Below are 20,439 nucleotides of genomic sequence, written 5' to 3' on the forward strand. Positions count from 1 at the left end.
CGCTGCCGCGCGGTGACGAGTGACACCGGCGGAGCCGAGCGGCGCGCGTTGGCCGGAAATGACGTCTGAAGCGTTTCGTTTCCCTGCCCGACGGTGGAAGTTCACCTTCCGGGCGAGGAGGTTTCCTACTCTGTCACCCACCCACCATCTGTCCGTGGGCAAGTAGACGCCGGGAGCAACATGACGAAGGTCCGCAGCCTGTGGCCGAGACGGCGAGGCGGCAAGACCGCCAAGAACGCCGCCGTACCACCGGACACGTCGGGGCCCGAAGCCCGGATCACGCCGACGGACCCGGCGGACTGTCTGCGGGCCTGCGCGCTGCACGGCGACAGGCTCGTCGCGGGCGACGACCGCAAGCGCACCGAACTGGCCGGGAAACTGCGGCACCTCCGCACCGTCCAGGACTCGGCACAGAACGCGGCGGGCGGGCGCGAGGCGTCCGGCGCCGGCGGTCAGCTCGACGGCGAACTGCTCGACGCGCTGCTCGCCGTCGGCACCAAGGCCATGGAGTGCGGTGACGGCGAGGAGCTGCGGCTCGCGCTGCTCATCACCGACACCGTGCTCACCCAGCGCAAGGCGTCCCGCGCCGCCTGGCGCCTGCGCGCCCGGACGCTGGAAGCCCTCGGCGACGAGACCGCCGCCATCGAGGCGTACGAGCGCTATCTCGAACTGACCACCGAAGACCGGTTCGGTGTGGCTCCGCGGCTCGCCGGACTGCGGATCGCCGCGCGCCGGCAGGGCGAGATGCTCCAGCTACTGGCCCGCGCCTGCCCGCCGGCCGAGAGCTTCGCCGGCGGGCCCGCCGACGACCTGTGGGCCGAGGGAATACGGCTGCACACCGGCGGCGAGCGGGAGCAGGCGGAGCCGCGGCTGGTCGGCGCGCTGCTGGCCATGGGCCGGGCCGGCCGGCCGGTGCTGGAACTCCAGAACGCCGTCGGCCAGTACCTCGATCTGCGGATGGAGGGAGCCGGCGGTGACGCCTCGGCGCTGAGCGAGCTCATTGGCCACTACGCCGAGCAGCGCAGAAACCGGATGCGGCCGCCGCTCGCCGACCCCACCTTCGGCGGAGTCGACTGGATCAGCCTCGGTGAGCTGCGCAATCTGATCACCGGCAAGTCCGTCTGCCTGGTCGCCAACTCCGAAAGCCTCGGCCGGAGCGCACTGGGTCCCGAAATAGACGCGTACGACCTGGTCGTCCGCTTCAGCTCCTACCGGATCGACGCGGCGGCCACCGGCAGCCGTACCGACATCCATGCCACCAGCCATGAGCACGGCCACAACTGGGACCGGCCGGTGACCACGCGGATCGTCTACGGCGGCGCCTCGGAGGAGTGGCGCTACTCGCTGCGCGAACGGCTGGTCTCCGGCGCCCAGCGGTATGTGGCCGACGAGTCGCTGCGCTGGCCGCTGCGCCATATCGGCGGCATCGGCTGGGACGCCTGGCCCTCCGTCCCGACCAGCGGTTTCAACACGCTGTGGCTGCTGGACTTCCTGGATGTCAGCCCGACGCTCGATCTGATCGGCTTCGACTTCTACGAGAGCGGTGTCCACCGCCTGCCAGGAGCGATGCGCGTACCGCTCACCTCCGAGCGTGAGCGCGCGGCCGAGAAGGCATGGGTCATGGAACGCGCACAGAGTGTCACCGATATGAGGATATCCCTGAGATGACCGCCGTCCCGCTCTCCGGTGACCGGGCCGCCGCCCGCGAAGCCGTCTCTCCGGCCGTGCCGGCCCCGGCGAACACGCTGACGGGAAAGCGCCGTATCGCCTTCGCCGCCTTCGTCGACGACGCCCGCGTGCCCGGCTTCCTGGCGCTGCTGCGCAGCCTCGCGCTCTCCAACCCGGACGTGTGCGAGGACTTCGTCGTCCTGCACGACGGTCTGTCCGCCGACGCGCTCGCCCGGATCGGCGCGCTGCATCCGCGGATCGAGCCGCGTCCGGTCGCCACCGAGCGCTACGCGACGTACGCCGTCGACGAATCGTCCCGCCGCGACTGCTTCCTCCTCGACGTGTTCCGTATCCGCGACTACGACACCGTCATCACGCTGGACCCGGACACTGTGGTGCTCGGCGGTCTCGGCGCACTGCTGAGGCAGCGTGACGGACTGGCCGCCTTCAGCCGGCCGTCCGGCGGCTCCGGCGGCCGGCACCGGATCGCGGCCGGGCCGCTGGTCGTCCAGCGGGAGTATCTGACCGACGCGTTCTGCGCGCGGCTGGACGCGGCGGGCCGCGCCGGAGCGTACGGAGACGGCGACGGCTCCGGTCCCGGCCTCGGCGTTCTCGACGCCGTGCTGGACGGAGACTTCGTCCCGCTCGACGGTCAGGCCGAGTACAGCGGGACGGAGCAGGACCGGGAGAAGTTCGACCTCGCCGACGCCGAGTTCCACGCCGCGTACATGGCCCTGTCCTCGGCCGCGCACCACGACCTGATCGTGCGCTACGGCACTCCGCACGTCGTACGCACCGAGGACCTGGAGAGCGCCCGCAAGGTCGCCACCGCGCACATCGTCGCCGGTGAGTACCAGGAGGCGGCCGATCTGCTCGGCCGGATCCACATCCCGGTGAACGAGGCATGGCCGCACGAGGTGTTCGGCCACGCGCTGATGAGCCTGTCCCGCTACGAGGAGGCGCGGGCCCAGCTCCTGATGGCCACCGCCGCTCCCAAGCGCGCCGCGACCGCCTTCGGCCGGCTGGCGCAGATCGCCTGGATCCACGGCGACGACGGCGCGGCGCGGGAGTACGCGCTCGCCGGGCTCAGCACCGACCCGACGCACCAGGCCGGCCGGGAGATGCGCCGCCGCACCACGGGCCTGCCGAAGTCGCAGCAGGGCGCGGCCGAGGACCAACTGGCCCATGTCGCCTTCTACATGCCTCAGCAGGGCAACGCCGGCGACAAGCTGCTGCCGGAGTCCGTACGGCTGACCTTCGGCGCGGACACCGGCTCGCGCCGCTGGCACTCCGTCCACGCGCACCGGCTCTTCGACGAAGCCGCGCTGGAGCGGGTCAACGCCCGGCGCGGGCTGGTCATCGGCGGCGGCGGCCTGTTCATCCCGGACACCGCGCCCAACGGCAACAGCGGCTGGCAGTGGAACGTCTCCGACGAGATGCTGAACCGTATCGACGTACCGCTCATGGTCTACGCGGTCGGCTTCAACGCCTTCGACGGCCAGTCCTACCGGCGCCGGCGCTTCGAGGCCGGACTGCGCCTGCTCGTCGAACGCGCCGCCTTCTTCGGACTGCGCAACCACGGCTCGATCGAGAAGGTCCGCGCGCTGCTTCCCACGTCACTCCACGACAAGGTGCGCTTCCAGCCCTGTCCGACCACCGTCACCCGGCAGCTCGTCGACGGCTGGACCGATCCGGAGCACCGCGAGAACACCGTCATGATCAACGCCGCCTACGACCGGGCCGGGCTCCGCTTCGGCCACGATTACGGGCACTTCCTCGGCGAGATGGCGAAGGCGGTACGCACGCTGGGCGCGCACGCCGAGGTCATGTGTGTGGCGCACTCGCTGGACGACGAGCGGATCGCCTTCGACCTGCGGCGCGAGCACGGCATCTCGCTGCCGGTGATCCCCATGTACGACTTCGGGAACGACGCGATCCGGGACACCTACGCCCGTACGAAGCTGGTGATCGGGATGCGCGGGCACGCCGGCATGATCCCGTTCGGCTGCGGGACACCGGTCATCAGCCTGATCTCGCATCCGAAGATGGCGTACTTCCTGTCCGACATCGAGCGCCCGGAGTGGGGCGTCTCGGTCCACGACAAGAACCTCGGAGCACTGCTCACCGAGCGGGCGCTGGGAATGCTGAACGACCACGCCGCGGCCGTCGCCGATGTGCACGGCCGGCAGCGCGAACTGTGGAAGGTCACTCAGGCGAACGCGGCCGACCTGCGGGCCGTCCTGGGCACTCCGGCCGGCTGAGACCGTCCGGCCCGGATGCCGGGACCGGGCGCGACACGCGAGAGGGCGGGCCACCGATCACACCGATCAGTGGCCCGCCCTCATCCGTCCTGCGCCGTCGTCACGAGTCCGTCCTGCGCCGTCGTCACGAGTTGGAACGCAGCACCGTCCGCCGCAGCTTCCGCGCCCGCCGCACCATCCGCCGCGCCGTCGCGTTGCGCGGGATCCGGGAAAGCTGCGCCGGGACCGCGCCCGGCAGAGCGAGCGCCGTGAGCCGGCGGCGCTTGAAGTAGCGCCAGGTGTGCGAGTCGAGATGGCGCGAGAGATAGCTCTCCGCCGCCGGCCGCAGCTCCGGATATATCTGCGGCTGCATGGCGTAGCCGACGGCCGCGAGCAGCTCGGCCACCCGCGGATCGGGCCGGTGCGTGCCCTTGTCGTCGAGCGGCGGCAGCAGCGCGTCCACGATCGTCACGGGCACGCGGTTGCTGTTCTGGTACGGGGCGAGCCGCTCCAGCAGCAGTTCCGTGCCGGTACGGGCCACCGGGATGCCGTAGAAGGCCGCCGCCGTGAACAGCGCGGTGGAGAAGCAGCCGACCACCAGCGCCGGCTTCAGCCGCCGGTACAGCACCTCCGCGAGCACCGGAGTGTCCATGATGGTCAGGTCGGCGCCGAGCTTCTCCGCCTCCTGCTCCAGGAGGCGCGACCAGACGGCGGGAGCGTTCGGATGCGGTTTGAACACCACCCGCGTGTGGCCCTGGGCGACCGCTCCGCGCACCATCTGGATATGGAGATCCTCCTCCTCCCGCTCGGTGAGGATCCCGAGCGCGGAGAGGTACTGGCCGAGCAGCAGCGCCGGAGGCGTCGCGGGCGTCTCGATCTCCCGCTCGGCGTCGGTGAGTTCGTCCAGTACGCGGGTGAACGCCTCCGTCGGCACCAGCTCGGGCTCGACACCGAACTCGGTCAGCAGAAGCGGCTTGAGGCCCGGGACGAGATCGAGATGGAGCAGCCTGCGGACGCGTTCGCCGACCAGCGGCTCGATCTTGGACCGGGTCGGGCCGTAGCTCATCAGGCCGTCCGCGTACACATCGACGGGCGCGCCGGTGAAGATCTGCGCGATGGCGAGCGCGGGAGTGACCTGGATGGACTCGACGATCAGTTCCACACGGTCGTCGCCGAGCTGCCACGCCAGCCGCAGATGACGCTCCCAGATCGGGATGTCGTCGGGCCGCGGGGCCCAGGCGCCCGGATGGAACGGCGCGATGGTCTCGTTCCACGACACCAGGTCGTCGAACCTGTCGCGGAGCTGCTCGAACCCGGGCATCTCGTCGACGGACGGTGCCAGCTCGGGCGATCCCGCGTTGTTGCTGATGACCAGCAGACGGCGGGCGGCCGGGCGGAAGAGACCGCCGTCTGTCGCGGCGGCCAGAGTGGCGGCGCCGTAGAGCGTCGAGGCACAGAAGATCTGCGTCGTCCTCACGCTCGCGTCGTGGGCGGACCGCGCCATCACGCCGCCGCCTTCCCGGCGGAGGACAGCGACCGCCTTCGCAGGCGGCGCAGCCGGGCCGAACGGTCCAGGTCCATCGAATCCAGCGCTTCCTTCAAGACGTCCTGGGGCAGTCGTTTCAGAGCGGCGGCGCTCATGGTCCGCAATTGACGGGCCACGGCGGGCTCGAACCGTTCCTTCGATCCCAGATGGTGGGCGATGATGGCGCAATAGGTGCGTACAGCCTTCAGCAGGAACCGGTCCGCTTCGCTGTCCTTCGAGGTCTCCGCGATGACCTGGTCGAAAGCCTTGATGAAATCGAGCTGGCGGACATCGCCGATCTGCGTGAGCGACGAGGCCACTCCGCGCCGGTAGAAGATGCCGAGCAGACCCACCGCGGCGAAGGACTCCGCCTCACGGTGCAGCCGCCATATCCACGGCCGGTCCTCGGCCGTCCGCAGCCCGTCCGTGAAGTGCACCAGACCCCGGTCGACGATGCGCCGGTGGTAGATGCCCGCCCAGGCGTACGGATAGTCGACCGAGGTGGAGCGGTGCGCCGGCAGGATCGCGTCCCGCGGCCGCAGCACCTCGTCGCGCCGGCCGACCGGGACGCGGTGGATCGTCCGGGCCCTGGCGGTGAACTGGACGTGGTCGGTCCGGACGAAGTCGCAGCCGAGCCCTTCTATGGACGCGAGGAGCTGTTCGTAGTAACCCGGAGCCACCCAGTCGTCACCGTCGAGGAATGTGACGTACTCGCCGCGCGCCGCGTCGAGACCCGTATTGCGTGCGGTTGCCAGTCCACCATTCCGTTCATGTCTGAGCAGGACCGCCCCGGGAAGCTCACGCTCGGCGCGTTCGAGGATGTCCGGGGTTCCATCGGTCGAACAGTCGTCGACCAACAGGAACTCGAAGTCCTCACGGCTGTTCGCTCGGAGGCTTCTGAGGGTTTCGAGGGCGTATGTCTGCACGTTGTAGAACGGCACGACGACGGAGAGCTTGACCACCCGCATGAAGGTAGGCGATGCCAACTCATCCGCCCTGACATCTGGACGCATGGAAGGTGAACGACGCGTGGCGGAATGATGAACCCGGCCGTTTCCGAGCCTTCGTCGCCATTCGTAGATGTTCTGTTAACCCTTTATTGCCATTGAGTTGGGCCGACAAACGGAATGGCTTCCTAATGTCCTGGTCGTGCCATCACGTACCAGCCAAGCGGTCCGGGTCGCAGTGCTCGCCGACTCCGACACCCGGTGGAAGTGGGGTGCGCTCACCGCGCGCCGCATCGTCCCCGAAGACCGCTCCATAGAGCTCAGCGGGTTTCTGCTGCGCGGGCGAGCCACGCCCACCGCCCGGCAGCTCGCGGAGGTCGGTGCGGAGGCGGACGCCCTGCGGGAGATGACCGGCACCGCGTTCCTGCGGACCCTGCGCGAGGAGTCGTACGACGTCGTCGTGCTGGCCCTCGTCGGCGGCGCCGTCCAGGCCATGCTGCACGGGATGGCGGCGCTGGGCCTGGAGCGCCGGCCCGTCGTCGTCACCGGCTATGTCGGCGTCGTCTACGAGAAGCTCTCGGACGGTCTGCTGCTGCGGCACGGCGCGGATGTCGTCCTGGCCAACTCCCGCCACGACGCGCGGCGCTTCCGCGACGTGTACGAAGGCGTGGGCGCCGACGCGTCCTCGGTCACCGAGGCCGCGCTGCCCTTCCTCGGCGGTGCGCGCTACGACTCCGAGGAAGGCCGCGACACCGTCGTCTTCGCCGCCCAGCCGTCCGTGCCGGCCAGCCGCGCCGACCGTACGTATCTGCTGCGGCGCCTGATCCAGCACGCCCAGCTCCACCCGCGCCGCGAGGTCCTGCTGAAGCTGCGCAGCCGGGTCGGCGAGCACACCACGCATGTGGAGGAATACCCGTACCAGCGGCTCGCCGAGAAGCTGCCCGGCGGTCTGCCGTCCAACTTCAGCCTCGTGTACGGAAACATGGGCGAGGTTCTGGACCGCACCGATCTGCTGGTCACCGTCTCCTCGACGGCCGCCCTGGAATCCCTGCACCGGCGCATTCCCACCGCGATCCTCACCGACTTCGGCGTGCGTGAGCCGCTCGGAAACCACCACTTCATCGGCTCGGGCTGCCTCGCCTCCTGGGACCAGCTCGACAGCGGCTACCGGCCGCGCCCGGACGCCGTCTGGGCCGACCAGCAGGGCGTCGCCGCCGACGGCTCGTACGCCTCGGCCTTCGACGCGGCCCGCGCACACGTCGCCAGGCTGCTCGACGAGTCCGAGCTGCCCGCGATCAGCCCGTACTACACGGCCACCACCGCACCCGGATATCTGCCGGGACTGCTGGCCCGCTACCACCTGGCGACCGACGGCACCGCGCTGTCGACCGCGCCGCCCGAGACCGGCACCGGCGGCGTCCGCCGTGTGGTGCGCGAGGCCGTACGAGGCGCGGCGCGCGGCGCCTACCGCCACGGCGTGCAGCGCGTGGCCCCCGTCATCCGCCGGATGGGCGAGCTGTGAACCGGCGAGCCGCGAACCAAGGAGTTCCCATGACCGTCCTCGCCGTGATCCCCGCACGCGGTGGGTCCAAGGGCGTGCCCGCGAAGAACCTCGCACCCGTCGGCGGTGTCCCGCTGGTCGTCCGCGCGGTGCGCGCCTGCCAGGCCGCCCGGCTGGTGACCGATGTCGTCGTCTCGACGGACGACGCGGCGATCGCGGACGCGGCCCGCTCGGCCGGCGCCGAGGTCGTACTGCGGCCCGCCGCCATCGCGGGCGACACCGCGACCAGCGAGGCCGCCGTGCTGCACGCGATGGACGCTTACGGCGCGATGCGCGGCAAGACCGCGGACGTCGTCCTGCTGGTGCAGTGCACCAGCCCGTTCATCACCGCCGAGGACGTGGACGGCGTCGCCGGCGCCGTCGCCGAGGACGGCGCGGACACCGCGCTGACCGTCGCGCCCACCCACGGCTTCATCTGGCGCCAGGACGGGCCCGCGGTCACCGGCGGACCCGACGGCTACGGCGTCAACCACGACAAGTCGAACCGGCCGCGCCGCCAGGACCGGCCCCAGGAATACCTGGAGACCGGCGCCGCGTACGCGATGCGCGCCGAGGGCTTCCGCGAGGCCAACCACCGCTTCTTCGGCCGGACCGCGCTCGTACCGACCGATCCCGCGCGGGTCCTGGAGATCGACGACCCGCACGACCTGGCCCGCGCCCGCGCTCTCGCGCCACTGCTCGACCCGGCCGTCCTGCCGGTCCACGACGACATCGACGCGGTCGTCCTGGACTTCGACGGGACGCAGACCGACGACAAGGTCTTCGTCGACTCCGACGGCCGCGAAACGGTCGCCGTGCACCGCGGCGACGGGCTCGGCATCGCCGCGCTGCGCCGCGCCGGCCTGGAACTGCTCATCCTCTCCACCGAGCAGAACCCGGTCGTCGCCGCCCGCGCCCGCAAACTCCAGGTGCCGGTGCTCCACGGCATCGACCGCAAGGACCTCGCACTGAAGCAGTGGTGCGACGAGCACGGGATCGCGCCCGAGCGGGTGCTCTACGTCGGAAACGACGTCAACGATCTCCCGTGCTTCGGCCTCGTCGGCTGGCCGGTGGCCGTCGCGAGCGCCCATGACGCCGTACGCGCGGCCGCGCGTGCCGTCACCACGACCCCCGGTGGTGAGGGCGCGATCCGTGAGATCGCCGCCTGGCTCCTCGGTCCGGGGCTGAGCACCTCCCACACAACCCCCCACAACACCCTCGACAAGTAAGGACCCTTCATGAGCACCAACGCCACCTCCCGCCTGCGCACGTTCGGCACGCGGACCGCCGGCCCCGGCCGTCCTGTCTATGTCACGGGTGAGATCGGTATCAACCACAACGGCGAGCTGGACAACGCCCTCGCCCTGATCGACGTGGCCGCCGAGGCCGGCTGCGACGCGGTCAAGTTCCAGAAGCGCACGCCGGAGATCTGCACGCCGCGTGACCAGTGGGACATCGAGCGCGACACGCCGTGGGGCCGGATGACGTACATCGACTACCGCCACCGCGTCGAGTTCGGCGAGGACGAGTACCGCACCATCGACGAGCACTGCCGCAAGCGCGGCATCGACTGGTTCGCCTCCCCGTGGGACACCGAGGCCGTCGCCTTCCTGGAGAAGTTCGACGTCCCGGCCCACAAGGTGGCCTCCGCCTCCCTCACCGACGACGAGCTGCTGCGCTCCCTGCGCGCCACCGGCCGTACGGTCATCCTCTCCACCGGCATGTCGACGCCGAAGCAGATCCGCCACGCGGTCGAGGTCCTGGGCAGCGACAACATACTGCTCTGCCACGCCACGTCGACGTACCCGGCCAAGGCCGAGGAGCTCAACCTGCGCGTGATCAACACCCTCCAGGCCGAGTACCCGAACGTCCCGATCGGCTACAGCGGTCACGAGACCGGTCTCCAGACCACGCTGGCCGCCGTCGCGCTCGGCGCCACGTTCGTCGAGCGTCACATCACCCTCGACCGCGCCATGTGGGGCTCCGACCAGGCCGCCTCGGTCGAGCCGCAGGGCCTCCAGCGCCTGGTCCGCGACATCCGCACCATCGAGGCGTCCCTCGGTGACGGCGTCAAGAAGGTGTACGAGTCGGAGCTCGGCCCGATGAAGAAGCTCCGCCGCGTCGCGGGCGTCGTCGCCGAGGCCGCCGACAAGGTGGCGGTCTGACGGCCATGACCGGTCCCAGCGGGGGCCGCCCCCCGCACCCTCGTGCGATCGCTTTCGTGGAGAGCCCGGTCCAGCTTCTGAACGTGCTGGAGTGGGCCAGGGCGAGCACGACCGGTGAAGCCCTCACCGTCGTCGTGCTCTCGCCCACCGATCCCATGTCACGGGGCCAGCTCCGCCGGATGGCCGAGCTGGCCCGCGACGAGGGCTTCACCGTGCGCTGGCAAGAGGCGCGCGGTGGCGCGGGGGCGCCCCTGCGGACGGTGCGTGAACTCGCACCGATGCTGCGCCGGGCCGAACGGATCGTCATCGGCGACCCGTTCTCCCGTTATGTGCAGCTCCTGCTGACCATCGTCGGCAACAAGGAGCTGACCGTCGTGGACGACGGCACCGCCACGATGGAGTTCATCGGGCAGATCGCCCGCGGCGAACGGCTGGTGCGCTGGCACCGGCGCGGCAGCCGCGGGCCGCGGGAACTGGTCCTCGCGCCCGTCACCGCGGCCGCGCGGCGCCGGCTCACGCCGTCGGCGGCCCGTACGGTCGAGGTCTTCACCTCGATGCCCGTCGAGGAGGTGCCCGACGGCATCACCGTGACGCCGAACCGTTTCGAGTGGACCCGGTCGACCTTCGGGCCGCCGCGGATCACCGCCGGTGCCGACATGGTCGGCACCTCACTGGTCGAGACGGGTGTGGTCGACGCGGACCAGTACACCGAGGCGGTCATCGGACTCGCCCGCGCCCACAACGCGACCCGGTACTTCGCGCACCGCCGCGAGGGCGCGGACAAGCTGCACCGGCTGCACCTGGCGACCGGTCTGGAGATCGTCCGTCCGGACCTGCCGCTGGAGCTGATCGCGCGGCGCGGCCCGATCGGGAGCACGATCCTGAGCTTCCCGTCGACCGTGGTGCACACCCTGCCGCTGGCCCTCGTCGGAACCGGCGTACGGGTCGCGGTGTGCGACATCGCTCCGGAATGGCTCAAGAAGACCGCCTCGCCGCGCGCCCAGGGCTTTCTCTCCGGTGTCACGGGCACGGCCCGCGACGTCCAGCGACTGCCCCGTACGGCGTCCCCGGCCTGAGCCGGACGGACACCGGGCACCTTCATCGGCGCCTCCCTGGGGCGGCTCTCCACCGGAGCCGCCCCGAAGCACTCCGACGTCCCGGCCGTGGGCGTACCGCCCGGATCCTCACGCCTCGAACGGGTACCCGCGTACGCGACGGATGTGGCGGGCCGGTCAACCGCGCCGTGACCGCTGGTCACGGGGGTCAAAGACGGGCGGGTATACCCGGTGTGTCCCGGCATCAACCGCGCGGCAAGCGGATTTCTTCGCCTGAGTGGCTGAAATTTTATGGATCGATGGTTGGTTGATCACGGAAGGGGCCTACCCTTCAACAGGTGAGCCAGTTGATGTCCCGCGAGTCCGAAACAGAGCTGCCCGAGGGCGCGGCGCTTCCCGGCGCGCTCTCCGACGAGCTGCGTGCCGAGCTGATCGCCTTCCGCCGCGACATGCACATGCACCCCGAGCTGGGCAACCAGGAGTTCCGTACGACCTCCGCGCTCAAGCACCGGCTGGAGCAGGCCGGGCTCGCGCCGCGGGTGCTCAACAACGGCACCGGGCTCATGTGTGACGTCGGCACCTGGGACGGCACCCGTCCCATGCTGGCGCTCCGCGCCGACATCGACGCGCTGCCCATTCCGGACACCAAGACGGGCGTGGCCTACCGCTCCACCGTCCCCGACCGCGCGCACGCCTGCGGCCATGACGTGCACACCGCCGCCGTCCTCGGCGCCGGACTGGTGCTGGCCTCCCTGGACCGGCAGGGCCTGCTGCCGAACGCGGTGCGGCTGATCTTCCAGCCCGCCGAGGAAGTGCTGCCCGGCGGTGCGGCCGACTCCATCGAGTCCGGCGTGCTGGACGGCGTCGGCAGGATCATCGCGGTGCACTGCGACCCCCGGGTCGACGCCGGGCTGATCGGGCTGCGGCACGGTCCGATCACCTCCGCCTGCGACCGGCTGGAAATCGCTCTCGACGGCCCCGGCGGCCACACCGCCCGCCCGCATCTCACCACCGACCTGATCACCGCCGTCGCCAGGGTGGCCGCCGACGTCCCCGCGCTGCTGGCCCGCCGGGTCGACGCCCGCTCCGGCCTCGCGGTCACCTGGGGCCGTATCGAGGCCGGTCACGCCTGCAATGTCATCCCGCAGCACGCGGAGCTGGCCGGCACCGTCCGCTGCCTGGATCTGCACGCCTGGCGTGACGCGCCGGATCTGGTGCATGCCGCGATCGACGAGGTCGCCACGCTCCATCACGCGAAGTCGCAGATCAACTACATCCGCGGCGTGCCGCCGGTGGTCAACGACCTGGCCGTCACGGAGCTGCTGCGCGCTGCCCAGACCGCCCGCCGTGGTTCGTATGCAATCGAGGACACCGAACAGAGCCTGGGCGGCGAGGACTTCTCCTGGTATCTGGAGCAGGTGCCCGGAGCGATGGCGCGCCTCGGTGTCAGGACGCCCGGCAGCCAGGCCCAGTACGACCTGCATCGTGGTGATTTCGACGTCGACGAGCAGGCGATCCAGGTCGGCGTGGAGCTTTTCACGGCCGCCGCGTTGTTGGACGGCAACCGTTTGTAACCGGCCAGGACACCTCTCGTTCGCGACGATCCGATAACAGCTTCCGTACAGGTCTTTATCTGACATCTACGCGCGTTACGATCGCGGCGAAACCAGCGCCGGAAGAGGCGCTTAGGTCAGGTTGAAGGGACCACCCTCTTGCGCCGGGTAACCAAGATCGCTGCGGCGGGGATCGCCTCCGCCGCGCTCGCTCTGACTGCCACCGCGTGTGGCAGCACGTCGGCCGACAAGGCCAAGGCCAGCGACACGACAAGCGCCGCCGCGGGCGGTGTCAAGGTCGGCGTCGCCTATGACGTGGGCGGCCGTGGCGACCACTCCTTCAACGACTCCGCCGCGCGCGGTATAGACAAGGCCAAGGGCGAGTTCGGTGGCGAGGTCAAGGAACTGACCGCCAAGACCACCGACACCGAGGCCGACCGGCTGGAGCGCCTCAGCCAGCTCGCCCAGGCCGGATACAACCCGGTCGTCGGCATCGGATACGCGTACGCCAACTCGATGAAGCAGGCGGCGGTCAAGTTCCCCGACACCACCTTCGGCATCGTCGACTCGGTCGTCGACGCGAAGAACGTCGACAACATCGTCTTCACCGAGGAGCAGGGCTCCTACCTCGCGGGTGTGGCCGCGGCGCTGAAGACCGAGAAGAAGCACGTCGGCTTCATCGGCGGTGTGGACGTCCCGCTGATCAAGAAGTTCGAGGCGGGCTTCGTGCAGGGCGTCAAGGACACCGACAAGAGCATGAAGGTCGACGTCCAGTACCTGTCCCACGGTTCCGACACCTCCGGCTTCGCCAGCCCCGACAAGGGCAAGGCCGCCGCTCAGGGCATGCTCGACAAGGGCGCCGACGTGATCTACAGCGCGGCGGGCTCCTCCGGCTCCGGCTCCATCGAGGCCGTCAACGGCGTCAAGGGCGCCTGGGCGATCGGCGTCGACTCCGACCAGTACAACCAGGCCTCTCTGGCCAAGTACAAGGACTCGATCCTGACCTCGGTCGTCAAGAACGTCGACGTCGGCGTCTACGACCTGATCAAGTCGATCCACGACAAGAAGCCGCTGGTCGGCACCAACACCTACTCGCTCGCCAAGGACGGCGTCTCGCTCTCCACGAGCGGTGACTTCATCGCGGACATCCAGCCGAAGATCGACGCTGCCAAGCAGAAGATCATCGACGGTTCGGTCAAGGTCAAGACCACCCCGTGATCCGCTCCGGCGCGCGGGTCCGACCCGCGGCCGGCTGAGCGTACGGGCCCGGCGAAAGGGCCTCATCACCCTTTCGCCGGGCCCATAACGATGTGTCAACTCTACGCGCGTAGGCGGGAGTTGACGCGCTAGCGTCACCCAACGCCCCCCGCCCCAACGCTCCTTCCTCCGAGGAGAGTGCGCCATCAACGCGTCCAGCCCTCCCGCCGTCGAACTGCGCGGCATCACCAAACGCTTCCCCGGCGTCGTCGCCAACAGCGATATCGACATCACCGTCCGCAGAGGCACCGTGCACGCCCTCTGCGGTGAGAACGGTGCCGGCAAGTCGACCCTGATGAAGATCCTCTACGGCATGCAGAAGCCCGACGAGGGAACCATCACCGTCGACGACGAGCAGGTCAGCTTCGGCAGCCCCGCGGACGCCATCGCACGCGGCATCGGCATGGTGCACCAGCACTTCATGCTCGCCGACAACCTCACCGTCCTGGAGAACGTCGCTCTCGGCGGCGAGAAGCTCTACGGCATCGGCTCCCGGGCCCGCGACAAGATCAAGGAGATCTCGGACGCGTACGGCCTCAACGTCCGTCCCGACGCTCTCGTCGAGGAACTCGGTGTCGCCGACCGCCAGCGCGTGGAGATCCTCAAGGTCCTCTACCGAGGCGCCCGCACCCTGATCCTCGACGAACCCACCGCGGTCCTCGTCCCGCAGGAGGTCGAAGCGCTCTTCGACAATCTGCGCGAGCTGAAGTCCGAGGGCCTGACCGTCATCTTCATCTCGCACAAGCTGGGCGAGGTGCTGTCGGTCGCCGACGAGATCACCGTCATCCGCCGCGGTACGACGGTGGGCACCGCGGACCCGCGCTCCACCACCTCCAGGCAGCTCGCCGAACTCATGGTCGGCAGTGAGCTGCCGTCTCCGGAGACGCGCGAGTCGACCGTCACCGGCATACCGGCCCTGCGGGTCCAGGACCTGAAGCTGACCGCCACCGACACCGACGGTGTCGTACGGGACGTCCTCGCCGGAATCGACTTCACGATCCACCGCGGTGAGGTCCTGGGCATCGCCGGGGTCGAGGGCAACGGCCAGGCCGAACTCGTCGAGGCGATCATGGGCATGCGCGACCCCGACGGCGGCGTGATCACACTCGACTCCACCGACATCTCCCACGCGCCGACCCGCGAGCGGCGCGAGAGCGGCATCGGCTACATCCCGGAGGACCGCCACCGGCACGGTCTGCTCCTGGAGGCGCCGCTCTGGGAGAACCGCATCCTCGGCCATGTCACCGAACGTCCCAACTCCAGGCGCGGACTGCTCGACGCGGCAGCCGCCCGCCTCGACACCGAGCGGATCGTGCGCGAGTACGACGTACGCACTCCCGGTATCGAGGTCACCGCGGCCTCGCTGTCCGGCGGCAACCAGCAGAAGCTGATCGTCGGCCGCGAGATGAGCCACCACCCGAAGCTGCTGATCGCCGCGCATCCCACCCGCGGTGTGGACGTCGGCGCGCAGGCGCAGATCTGGGACCAGATCAGGGAGGCCCGCCGTGAGGGCCTCGCCGTCCTGCTGATCTCCGCGGACCTGGACGAGCTGATCGGCCTGTCCGACACCCTGCGGGTGATGTACCGAGGCCGGCTGGTCGCCGACGCGGATCCCGCCACGATCACCCCCGAGGAGCTGGGCTCCGCCATGACGGGTGCCGCCACCGGCCACCTCGAACACGACGGCACGGCGGACCGGGCCGGGGGAGAGGACCGATGAAGAAGCTCACCTCCCGCATGGACAAGGAGCGGCTGCTCCTCGCCGTCGCGGCGCCCGTACTGGCCGTGATCACCGCGCTGGTCGTCACCGCGCTGGTCATCGCCGCCACCGGCAAGAACCCCTTCGAGGCGTTCAACGACATGCTGTCGTACGGCTCCGCCAGCGACAGCCAGGTCTACATCCTCAACAAGGCGACGACGTACTACCTCGCGGGCGTCGCGGTGGCCATCGGCTTCCGGATGAACCTGTTCAACATCGGCGTCGACGGCCAGTACCGCATCGCCGCCTTCTTCGCCGCCGTTGTCGGCGGCACGCTGGACCTGCCCGGCATCGTCCAGATCCCGGTCGTCATCATCGTCGCCATGCTCGTCGGCGCCATGTGGGCCGGAATCGCCGGTGTCCTCAAGACCTCCCGAGGAGTCAGCGAGGTCATCTCCACGATCATGCTGAACTCGATCGCCACCGCGATCATCGGCTATCTGATCCAGCCGGAACGCCTCGGCCAGCTCGACGAGGCCGGCACCCTGGTCTCCACCAAGCCGCTGCCCGAGTCGTCCTGGTTCTTCACCATGGACCTCGGCCCGGCCGGCCGGCTCTGGGGCTTCCTCTTCATCGCCGTACTCGCGGGCCTCGCCTACTGGTTCGTCCTCGGCCGCACCCGCTTCGGCTTCGACCTGCGCGCCGTCGGCCAGTCCGAGTCCGCGGCCGCCGCCAGCGGTGTCAGCGTCAAGAAGATGGTCGTCACCAGCATGATCCTCTCCGGCGCCATGGCCGGACTGATCGGCATGCCGACGCTGCTCAACGAGAGCCACATGTACAGCAACGACTTCCCGCTGGGCATCGGCTTCACCGGTATCGCGATCGCTCTGCTCGGCCGCAACCATCCGATCGGCATCGCGCTCGCGGCGCTCCTCTGGGGCTATCTGGAGCGCACCACCAACCACCTCGAAGTGATCGGCTACGACAAGGAGATCCTCGGCGTGCTCCAGGGCGTCATCGTCCTGTGCGTCGTCATCGCCTACGAGCTCGTACGCCGCTACGGCCTCAAGCGCCAGCAGCAGCGGGTCGGCGCCGAGCTCGCCGCCCTGGCCAAGACCGAGAAGCTGGAGGTGGCGCGATGACCGCCACGACGACCGACACTCCGCCTCCCGTGGCTCCGAAGGCCCCGGCCGCGAAGCCCGCCCGCGCCCGGATGTCCGTCGCGCGGATCCTGCTGATCGTCGCGGGCGCGCTGGTCCTGCTGTCGGCGGTACGCGTCCTCACCGGCGCCGACCAGCTCACCTCCGCCGGCCAGATCAGCGCCTCCCTCGGCCTCGCCGTGCCGATCGGCCTCGCCGGACTGGCCGGACTGTGGTCCGAGCGGGCCGGTGTGGTCAACATCGGTCTCGAAGGCATGATGATCCTCGGCACCTTCGGCGCCGGCTGGATCGGCTGGCAGACCAGCCCCTGGCTGGGACTGATCGCCGGTGTCGCCTTCGGTGTCCTGGGCGGCCTGCTGCACGCGGTCGTGACCGTCACCTTCGGCGTCGACCACATCGTCTCCGGTGTCGCCATCAATCTGCTCGCTCTCGGTGTCACGCAGTATCTCGCCAAGATCTTCTTCAACTCGGGCGAGGCACAGCTCAAGGGCGGCAACCCGAAGCAGTCTCCGCCGGTCGACTCCATCCCGGACGTCACCGTCCCGGGCCTCTCGGACGGACTCTCGTCCATCGCCGGCCACCACTGGTTCCTTATCTCGGACCTGGCGGGCATCATCGGCGGTCTGATCACACATGTCTCGGTGCTGACGATCTTCGCGGTAGTGCTCTTCATCGCCACCTGGTGGCTGCTCTGGCGGACCCCGTTCGGCCTGCGGCTGCGCTCCTGCGGTGAGAACCCGATCGCCGCCGAGTCGCTCGGCGTCAACGTCTACTCGTACAAGTACGCGGCCGTCGCGATCTCCGGCGGACTGGCCGGCCTCGGCGGCGCCTTCCTCGCGACCGTTCCCTCGCACATATACCTGGAGGGCCAGACCGGCGGACGCGGCTATATCGGTCTCGCCGCGATGATCTTCGGCAACTGGCGTCCCGGCGGACTCGCCATGGGCGCGGGCCTGTTCGGCTTCTCCGACGCGCTCCAGCTCCGCAACGGCGGCGAGACCGTCCACGCGCTGCTGCTCCTGCTCGTCGTCCTGCTGGTCCTGCTCGCTCTCTGGAAGGCGTACCGGAAGGCGCTGTTCCAGGCCGTGGCGAGCGCGGTCGTGGCCGCGCTCATCCTCGTCTGGTACCTGGTGACCGACACCGTTCCTGAGGACTTCGTCGGCGCCACACCGTATGTCGTGACACTTCTGGTGCTGTCATTGTCGGCGCAGCGCCTCCGGATGCCCAAGGCTGACGGTATGCGCTATCGCAGAGGACAAGGAAAATGACGGCCGACGCGGAACCGGCCGTCGACTGGGAGGCCCTGCGGGCCGCGGCGCGGGACGCCATGTCCCGTGCCTACGCGCCCTACTCGGGCTATCCGGTCGGCGCCGCGGCGCTGGCCGACGACGGCCGTACCGTCACCGGCTGCAATGTGGAGAACGCCTCGTACGGAATCGGACTGTGCGCCGAGTGCGGTCTGATCTCCGCGCTGCAACTCGGCGGCGGCGGCCGGCTCACCCACTTCACCTGCGTCGACGGCGCCGGCGAGGTGCTGGTGCCGTGCGGCCGCTGCCGGCAGCTCCTGTACGAGTTCGGCGGTCCCGCACTGGTGCTGGAGACTCCGGACGGTATCCGCACGCTGGACGAGATGCTTCCGCAGGCCTTCGGGCCCGGGCACCTCAACTGAACCCGGCCTCTCCGTCGCCGCGATCCGGCGGCGGAGGGGCCGTACTCATCGAAAGGAACGTCATGGACGTCATCTCCGTCATCCGCGCCAAGCGGGACCGGGGCGAGCTGACCCCGGAGCAGATCGACTGGGTGATCGACGCCTATACGCGCGGCGAGGTCGCCGACGAGCAGATGTCGGCGCTGGCGATGGCGATCCTGCTCAACGGCATGAACCGGACGGAGATCGCGCGCTGGACCGCCGCCATGATCGCCTCCGGCGAGCGCATGGACTTCTCGGCGCTGTCGCGTCCCACGGCCGACAAGCACTCCACGGGCGGCGTGGGCGACAAGATCACTCTGCCGCTGGCCCCGCTGGTGGCGGCCTGCGGCGCGGCCGTACCGCAGCTCAGCGGCCGGGGCCTCGGCCACACCGGCGGCACGCTCGACAAGCTGGAGTCCATCCCGGGCTGGCGCGCGCTGCTCTCCAACGCCGAGATGCTGGACGTCCTGGAGACCACCGGCGCGGTGATCTGCGCGGCGGGCGACGGACTGGCGCCCGCGGACAAGAAGCTGTACGCGCTCCGCGATGTCACCGGCACCGTCGAGGCCATTCCGCTGATCGCCTCCTCGATCATGTCCAAGAAGATCGCCGAGGGCACCGGATCACTGGTCCTGGACGTCAAGGTCGGCACCGGCGCCTTCATGAAGACCATCGAGGACGCCCGCGAACTCGCCGCCACCATGGTGGGCCTGGGCACCGACCACGGAGTACGGACCGTCGCCCTGCTCACCGACATGGCCACGCCGCTCGGCCTCACCGCCGGCAACGCGCTGGAGGTCCGTGAGTCCGTCGAGGTCCTGGCGGGCGGCGGCCCGGCCGATGTGGTCGAGCTGACCCTCGCTCTCGCGCGCGAGATGCTCGACGCGGCGGGCCTGAGGGACGCCGATCCGGCGAAGGCGCTGGCCGACGGCTCGGCCATGGACGTCTGGCGCCGCATGATCGCGGCGCAGGGCGGCGATCCGGACGCGGCGCTGCCGGTCGCGCGCGAGCGCCAGGTGATCACCGCGCCGTCCTCCGGCGTCCTCACCCGTCTCGACGCGTACGGCGTCGGTGTCGCCGCCTGGCGCCTGGGCGCGGGCCGCGCCCGCAAGGAGGACCCGGTCCAGGCCGGCGCGGGCGTCGAGCTGCACGCCAAGCCGGGCGACACCGTCACGGCCGGGCAGCCGCTGCTGACCCTGCACACCGACACCCCGGAGAAGTTCGACTACGCGCTCGGCGCGCTGGACGGCGCGTACGACATCGCCGCGGCCGGCACCGAGTTCAAGGCGACGCCGGTGGTGCTGGAGCGCATCGGCTGACCTCGCGATGAGTTCCGGCCGTGGGACCGGTCTCCTTGCCGTGGACGCCACGGACCCGATCGTTCTCGTCATCGCCGGCCGACTGACTCCGGCCGATGTGCCCAGGCTGTGCGCGGAGTTGACCACGCGGCTGCGGGACTCGGCCGGAGCCGAGGTGATCTGCGACGTCGGCGGCCTGATCCGGCCGGATCTGACCGCCGTCGAGGCCCTGGCCAGACTCCAGCTCACCGCGCGCGGACGGATCCGGCTGCGGGGCGCGGACCGGGAACTGCGGCTGCTGCTGGGGGTTGTGGGGCTGGGTGAGGTGCTGGGGTAGTTGCGGTGCGCCTCCGGCGGGGGTTGCGGGTGCGGTGCGCCTCCGGCGGGGGTTGGTGGCGGCGGGCGGTGGGCCTTCGGCGGTGCGTTGTCCCGGCGCGGGTTGTTGTTCGGGGTGCGGGTGCCGGGGGCGCCGGAGGTGGTGTCCGGACTGCATGATTTACGGCGCGCTCGGGCGGTCGTGAGGTCAACCGGGATGCCGCGCCACAAATCACGCTTTACGTCCGGTCACCATCCTCCTGTGCCCCCGTCCCCCTCCCGCCGGTGGTCCTGCCGGTCACGACCGCCTCCGGCTGGTGGGGTGGG

At 70.2% G+C, this 20,439-nt stretch carries 16 protein-coding genes; 14 read left to right on the plus strand and 2 right to left on the minus strand.

The annotated features are described in order from the left end of the window. The first annotated feature begins 180 nt into the window (after nucleotides 1-180). Nucleotides 181-1,668, plus strand: coding sequence for a hypothetical protein (locus PV679_RS16905; protein WP_319681076.1), 1,488 nt, complete (start codon nucleotides 181-183; stop codon nucleotides 1,666-1,668). Next, entirely contained in the window at nucleotides 1,665-3,929 is a 2,265-nt protein-coding gene (locus tag PV679_RS16910) for a polysaccharide pyruvyl transferase family protein (RefSeq protein ID WP_319681077.1), read from the plus strand. Before PV679_RS16905 ends, PV679_RS16910 begins: the two co-directional genes overlap by 4 nt. Nucleotides 3,930-4,053: 124 nt before the next feature. Here PV679_RS16910 and PV679_RS16915 read toward each other — a convergent pair whose 3' ends face one another. Further along, a complete protein-coding gene (locus PV679_RS16915) occupies nucleotides 4,054-5,412 on the minus strand; it encodes an alpha-2,8-polysialyltransferase family protein (RefSeq protein WP_319681078.1) in 1,359 nt (452 codons plus the stop codon). Then, a complete protein-coding gene (locus PV679_RS16920) occupies nucleotides 5,412-6,395 on the minus strand; it encodes a glycosyltransferase family 2 protein (protein WP_319681079.1) in 984 nt (327 codons plus the stop codon). The genes PV679_RS16915 and PV679_RS16920 overlap by 1 nt, the downstream gene beginning before the upstream one ends. A 187-nt stretch (nucleotides 6,396-6,582) precedes the next feature. Here PV679_RS16920 and PV679_RS16925 point away from each other — a divergent pair, with 187 nt between their 5' ends. From PV679_RS16925 to PV679_RS16980, 12 genes are all read left to right on the plus strand, one after another. Beyond that, a complete protein-coding gene (locus PV679_RS16925) occupies nucleotides 6,583-7,902 on the plus strand; it encodes a DUF6716 putative glycosyltransferase (RefSeq protein ID WP_319681080.1) in 1,320 nt (439 codons plus the stop codon). A gap of 29 nt (nucleotides 7,903-7,931) precedes the next feature. Continuing rightward, a complete protein-coding gene (locus PV679_RS16930; protein WP_319681081.1) occupies nucleotides 7,932-9,149 on the plus strand; it encodes an acylneuraminate cytidylyltransferase in 1,218 nt (405 codons plus the stop codon). A gap of 9 nt (nucleotides 9,150-9,158) precedes the next feature. Next, nucleotides 9,159-10,085: an N-acetylneuraminate synthase family protein gene (locus PV679_RS16935; RefSeq protein ID WP_319681082.1), complete on the plus strand. Its 927-nt coding sequence runs from the start codon at nucleotides 9,159-9,161 to the stop codon at nucleotides 10,083-10,085. 5 nt (nucleotides 10,086-10,090) lie between these two features. Beyond that, nucleotides 10,091-11,161: a hypothetical protein gene (locus tag PV679_RS16940; protein ID WP_319681083.1), complete on the plus strand. Its 1,071-nt coding sequence runs from the start codon at nucleotides 10,091-10,093 to the stop codon at nucleotides 11,159-11,161. 329 nt (nucleotides 11,162-11,490) lie between these two features. Further along, nucleotides 11,491-12,714 carry an amidohydrolase gene (locus tag PV679_RS16945; protein WP_319681103.1) on the plus strand — a complete coding sequence of 408 codons (1,224 nt, stop codon included), beginning with the start codon at nucleotides 11,491-11,493 and terminating at the stop codon, nucleotides 12,712-12,714. A gap of 138 nt (nucleotides 12,715-12,852) precedes the next feature. Next, nucleotides 12,853-13,911 (plus strand): BMP family ABC transporter substrate-binding protein, encoded by a 1,059-nt coding sequence (locus PV679_RS16950; protein WP_319681084.1) that lies wholly within the window; start codon nucleotides 12,853-12,855, stop codon nucleotides 13,909-13,911. A gap of 214 nt (nucleotides 13,912-14,125) precedes the next feature. Further along, the gene (locus PV679_RS16955; protein WP_319681104.1) at nucleotides 14,126-15,670 is read left to right on the plus strand and encodes an ABC transporter ATP-binding protein; all 1,545 of its coding nucleotides are present in this window, start codon (nucleotides 14,126-14,128) and stop codon (nucleotides 15,668-15,670) included. Further along, nucleotides 15,667-16,791, plus strand: a complete 1,125-nt coding sequence (locus PV679_RS16960; RefSeq protein WP_319681085.1) for an ABC transporter permease — start codon at nucleotides 15,667-15,669, stop codon at nucleotides 16,789-16,791. Before PV679_RS16955 ends, PV679_RS16960 begins: the two co-directional genes overlap by 4 nt. Further along, on the plus strand, nucleotides 16,788-18,077 hold the full coding sequence (locus tag PV679_RS16965) for an ABC transporter permease (protein WP_319681086.1): 1,290 nt from the start codon (nucleotides 16,788-16,790) through the stop codon (nucleotides 18,075-18,077). Before PV679_RS16960 ends, PV679_RS16965 begins: the two co-directional genes overlap by 4 nt. Further along, nucleotides 18,074-18,478: a cytidine deaminase gene (locus PV679_RS16970; RefSeq protein WP_319681087.1), complete on the plus strand. Its 405-nt coding sequence runs from the start codon at nucleotides 18,074-18,076 to the stop codon at nucleotides 18,476-18,478. The genes PV679_RS16965 and PV679_RS16970 overlap by 4 nt, the downstream gene beginning before the upstream one ends. A gap of 62 nt (nucleotides 18,479-18,540) precedes the next feature. Further along, nucleotides 18,541-19,818, plus strand: coding sequence for a thymidine phosphorylase (locus tag PV679_RS16975; protein ID WP_319681088.1), 1,278 nt, complete (start codon nucleotides 18,541-18,543; stop codon nucleotides 19,816-19,818). A gap of 7 nt (nucleotides 19,819-19,825) precedes the next feature. After that, complete coding sequence (locus PV679_RS16980) at nucleotides 19,826-20,134, plus strand: STAS domain-containing protein (protein WP_319681089.1); 309 nt, start codon at nucleotides 19,826-19,828, stop codon at nucleotides 20,132-20,134. The last annotated feature ends 305 nt before the right edge of the window (nucleotides 20,135-20,439 follow it).

Source organism: Streptomyces sp. AK02-01A (genome assembly GCF_033795305.1).
Taxonomy (GTDB): Bacteria; Actinomycetota; Actinomycetes; order Streptomycetales; family Streptomycetaceae; genus Streptomyces.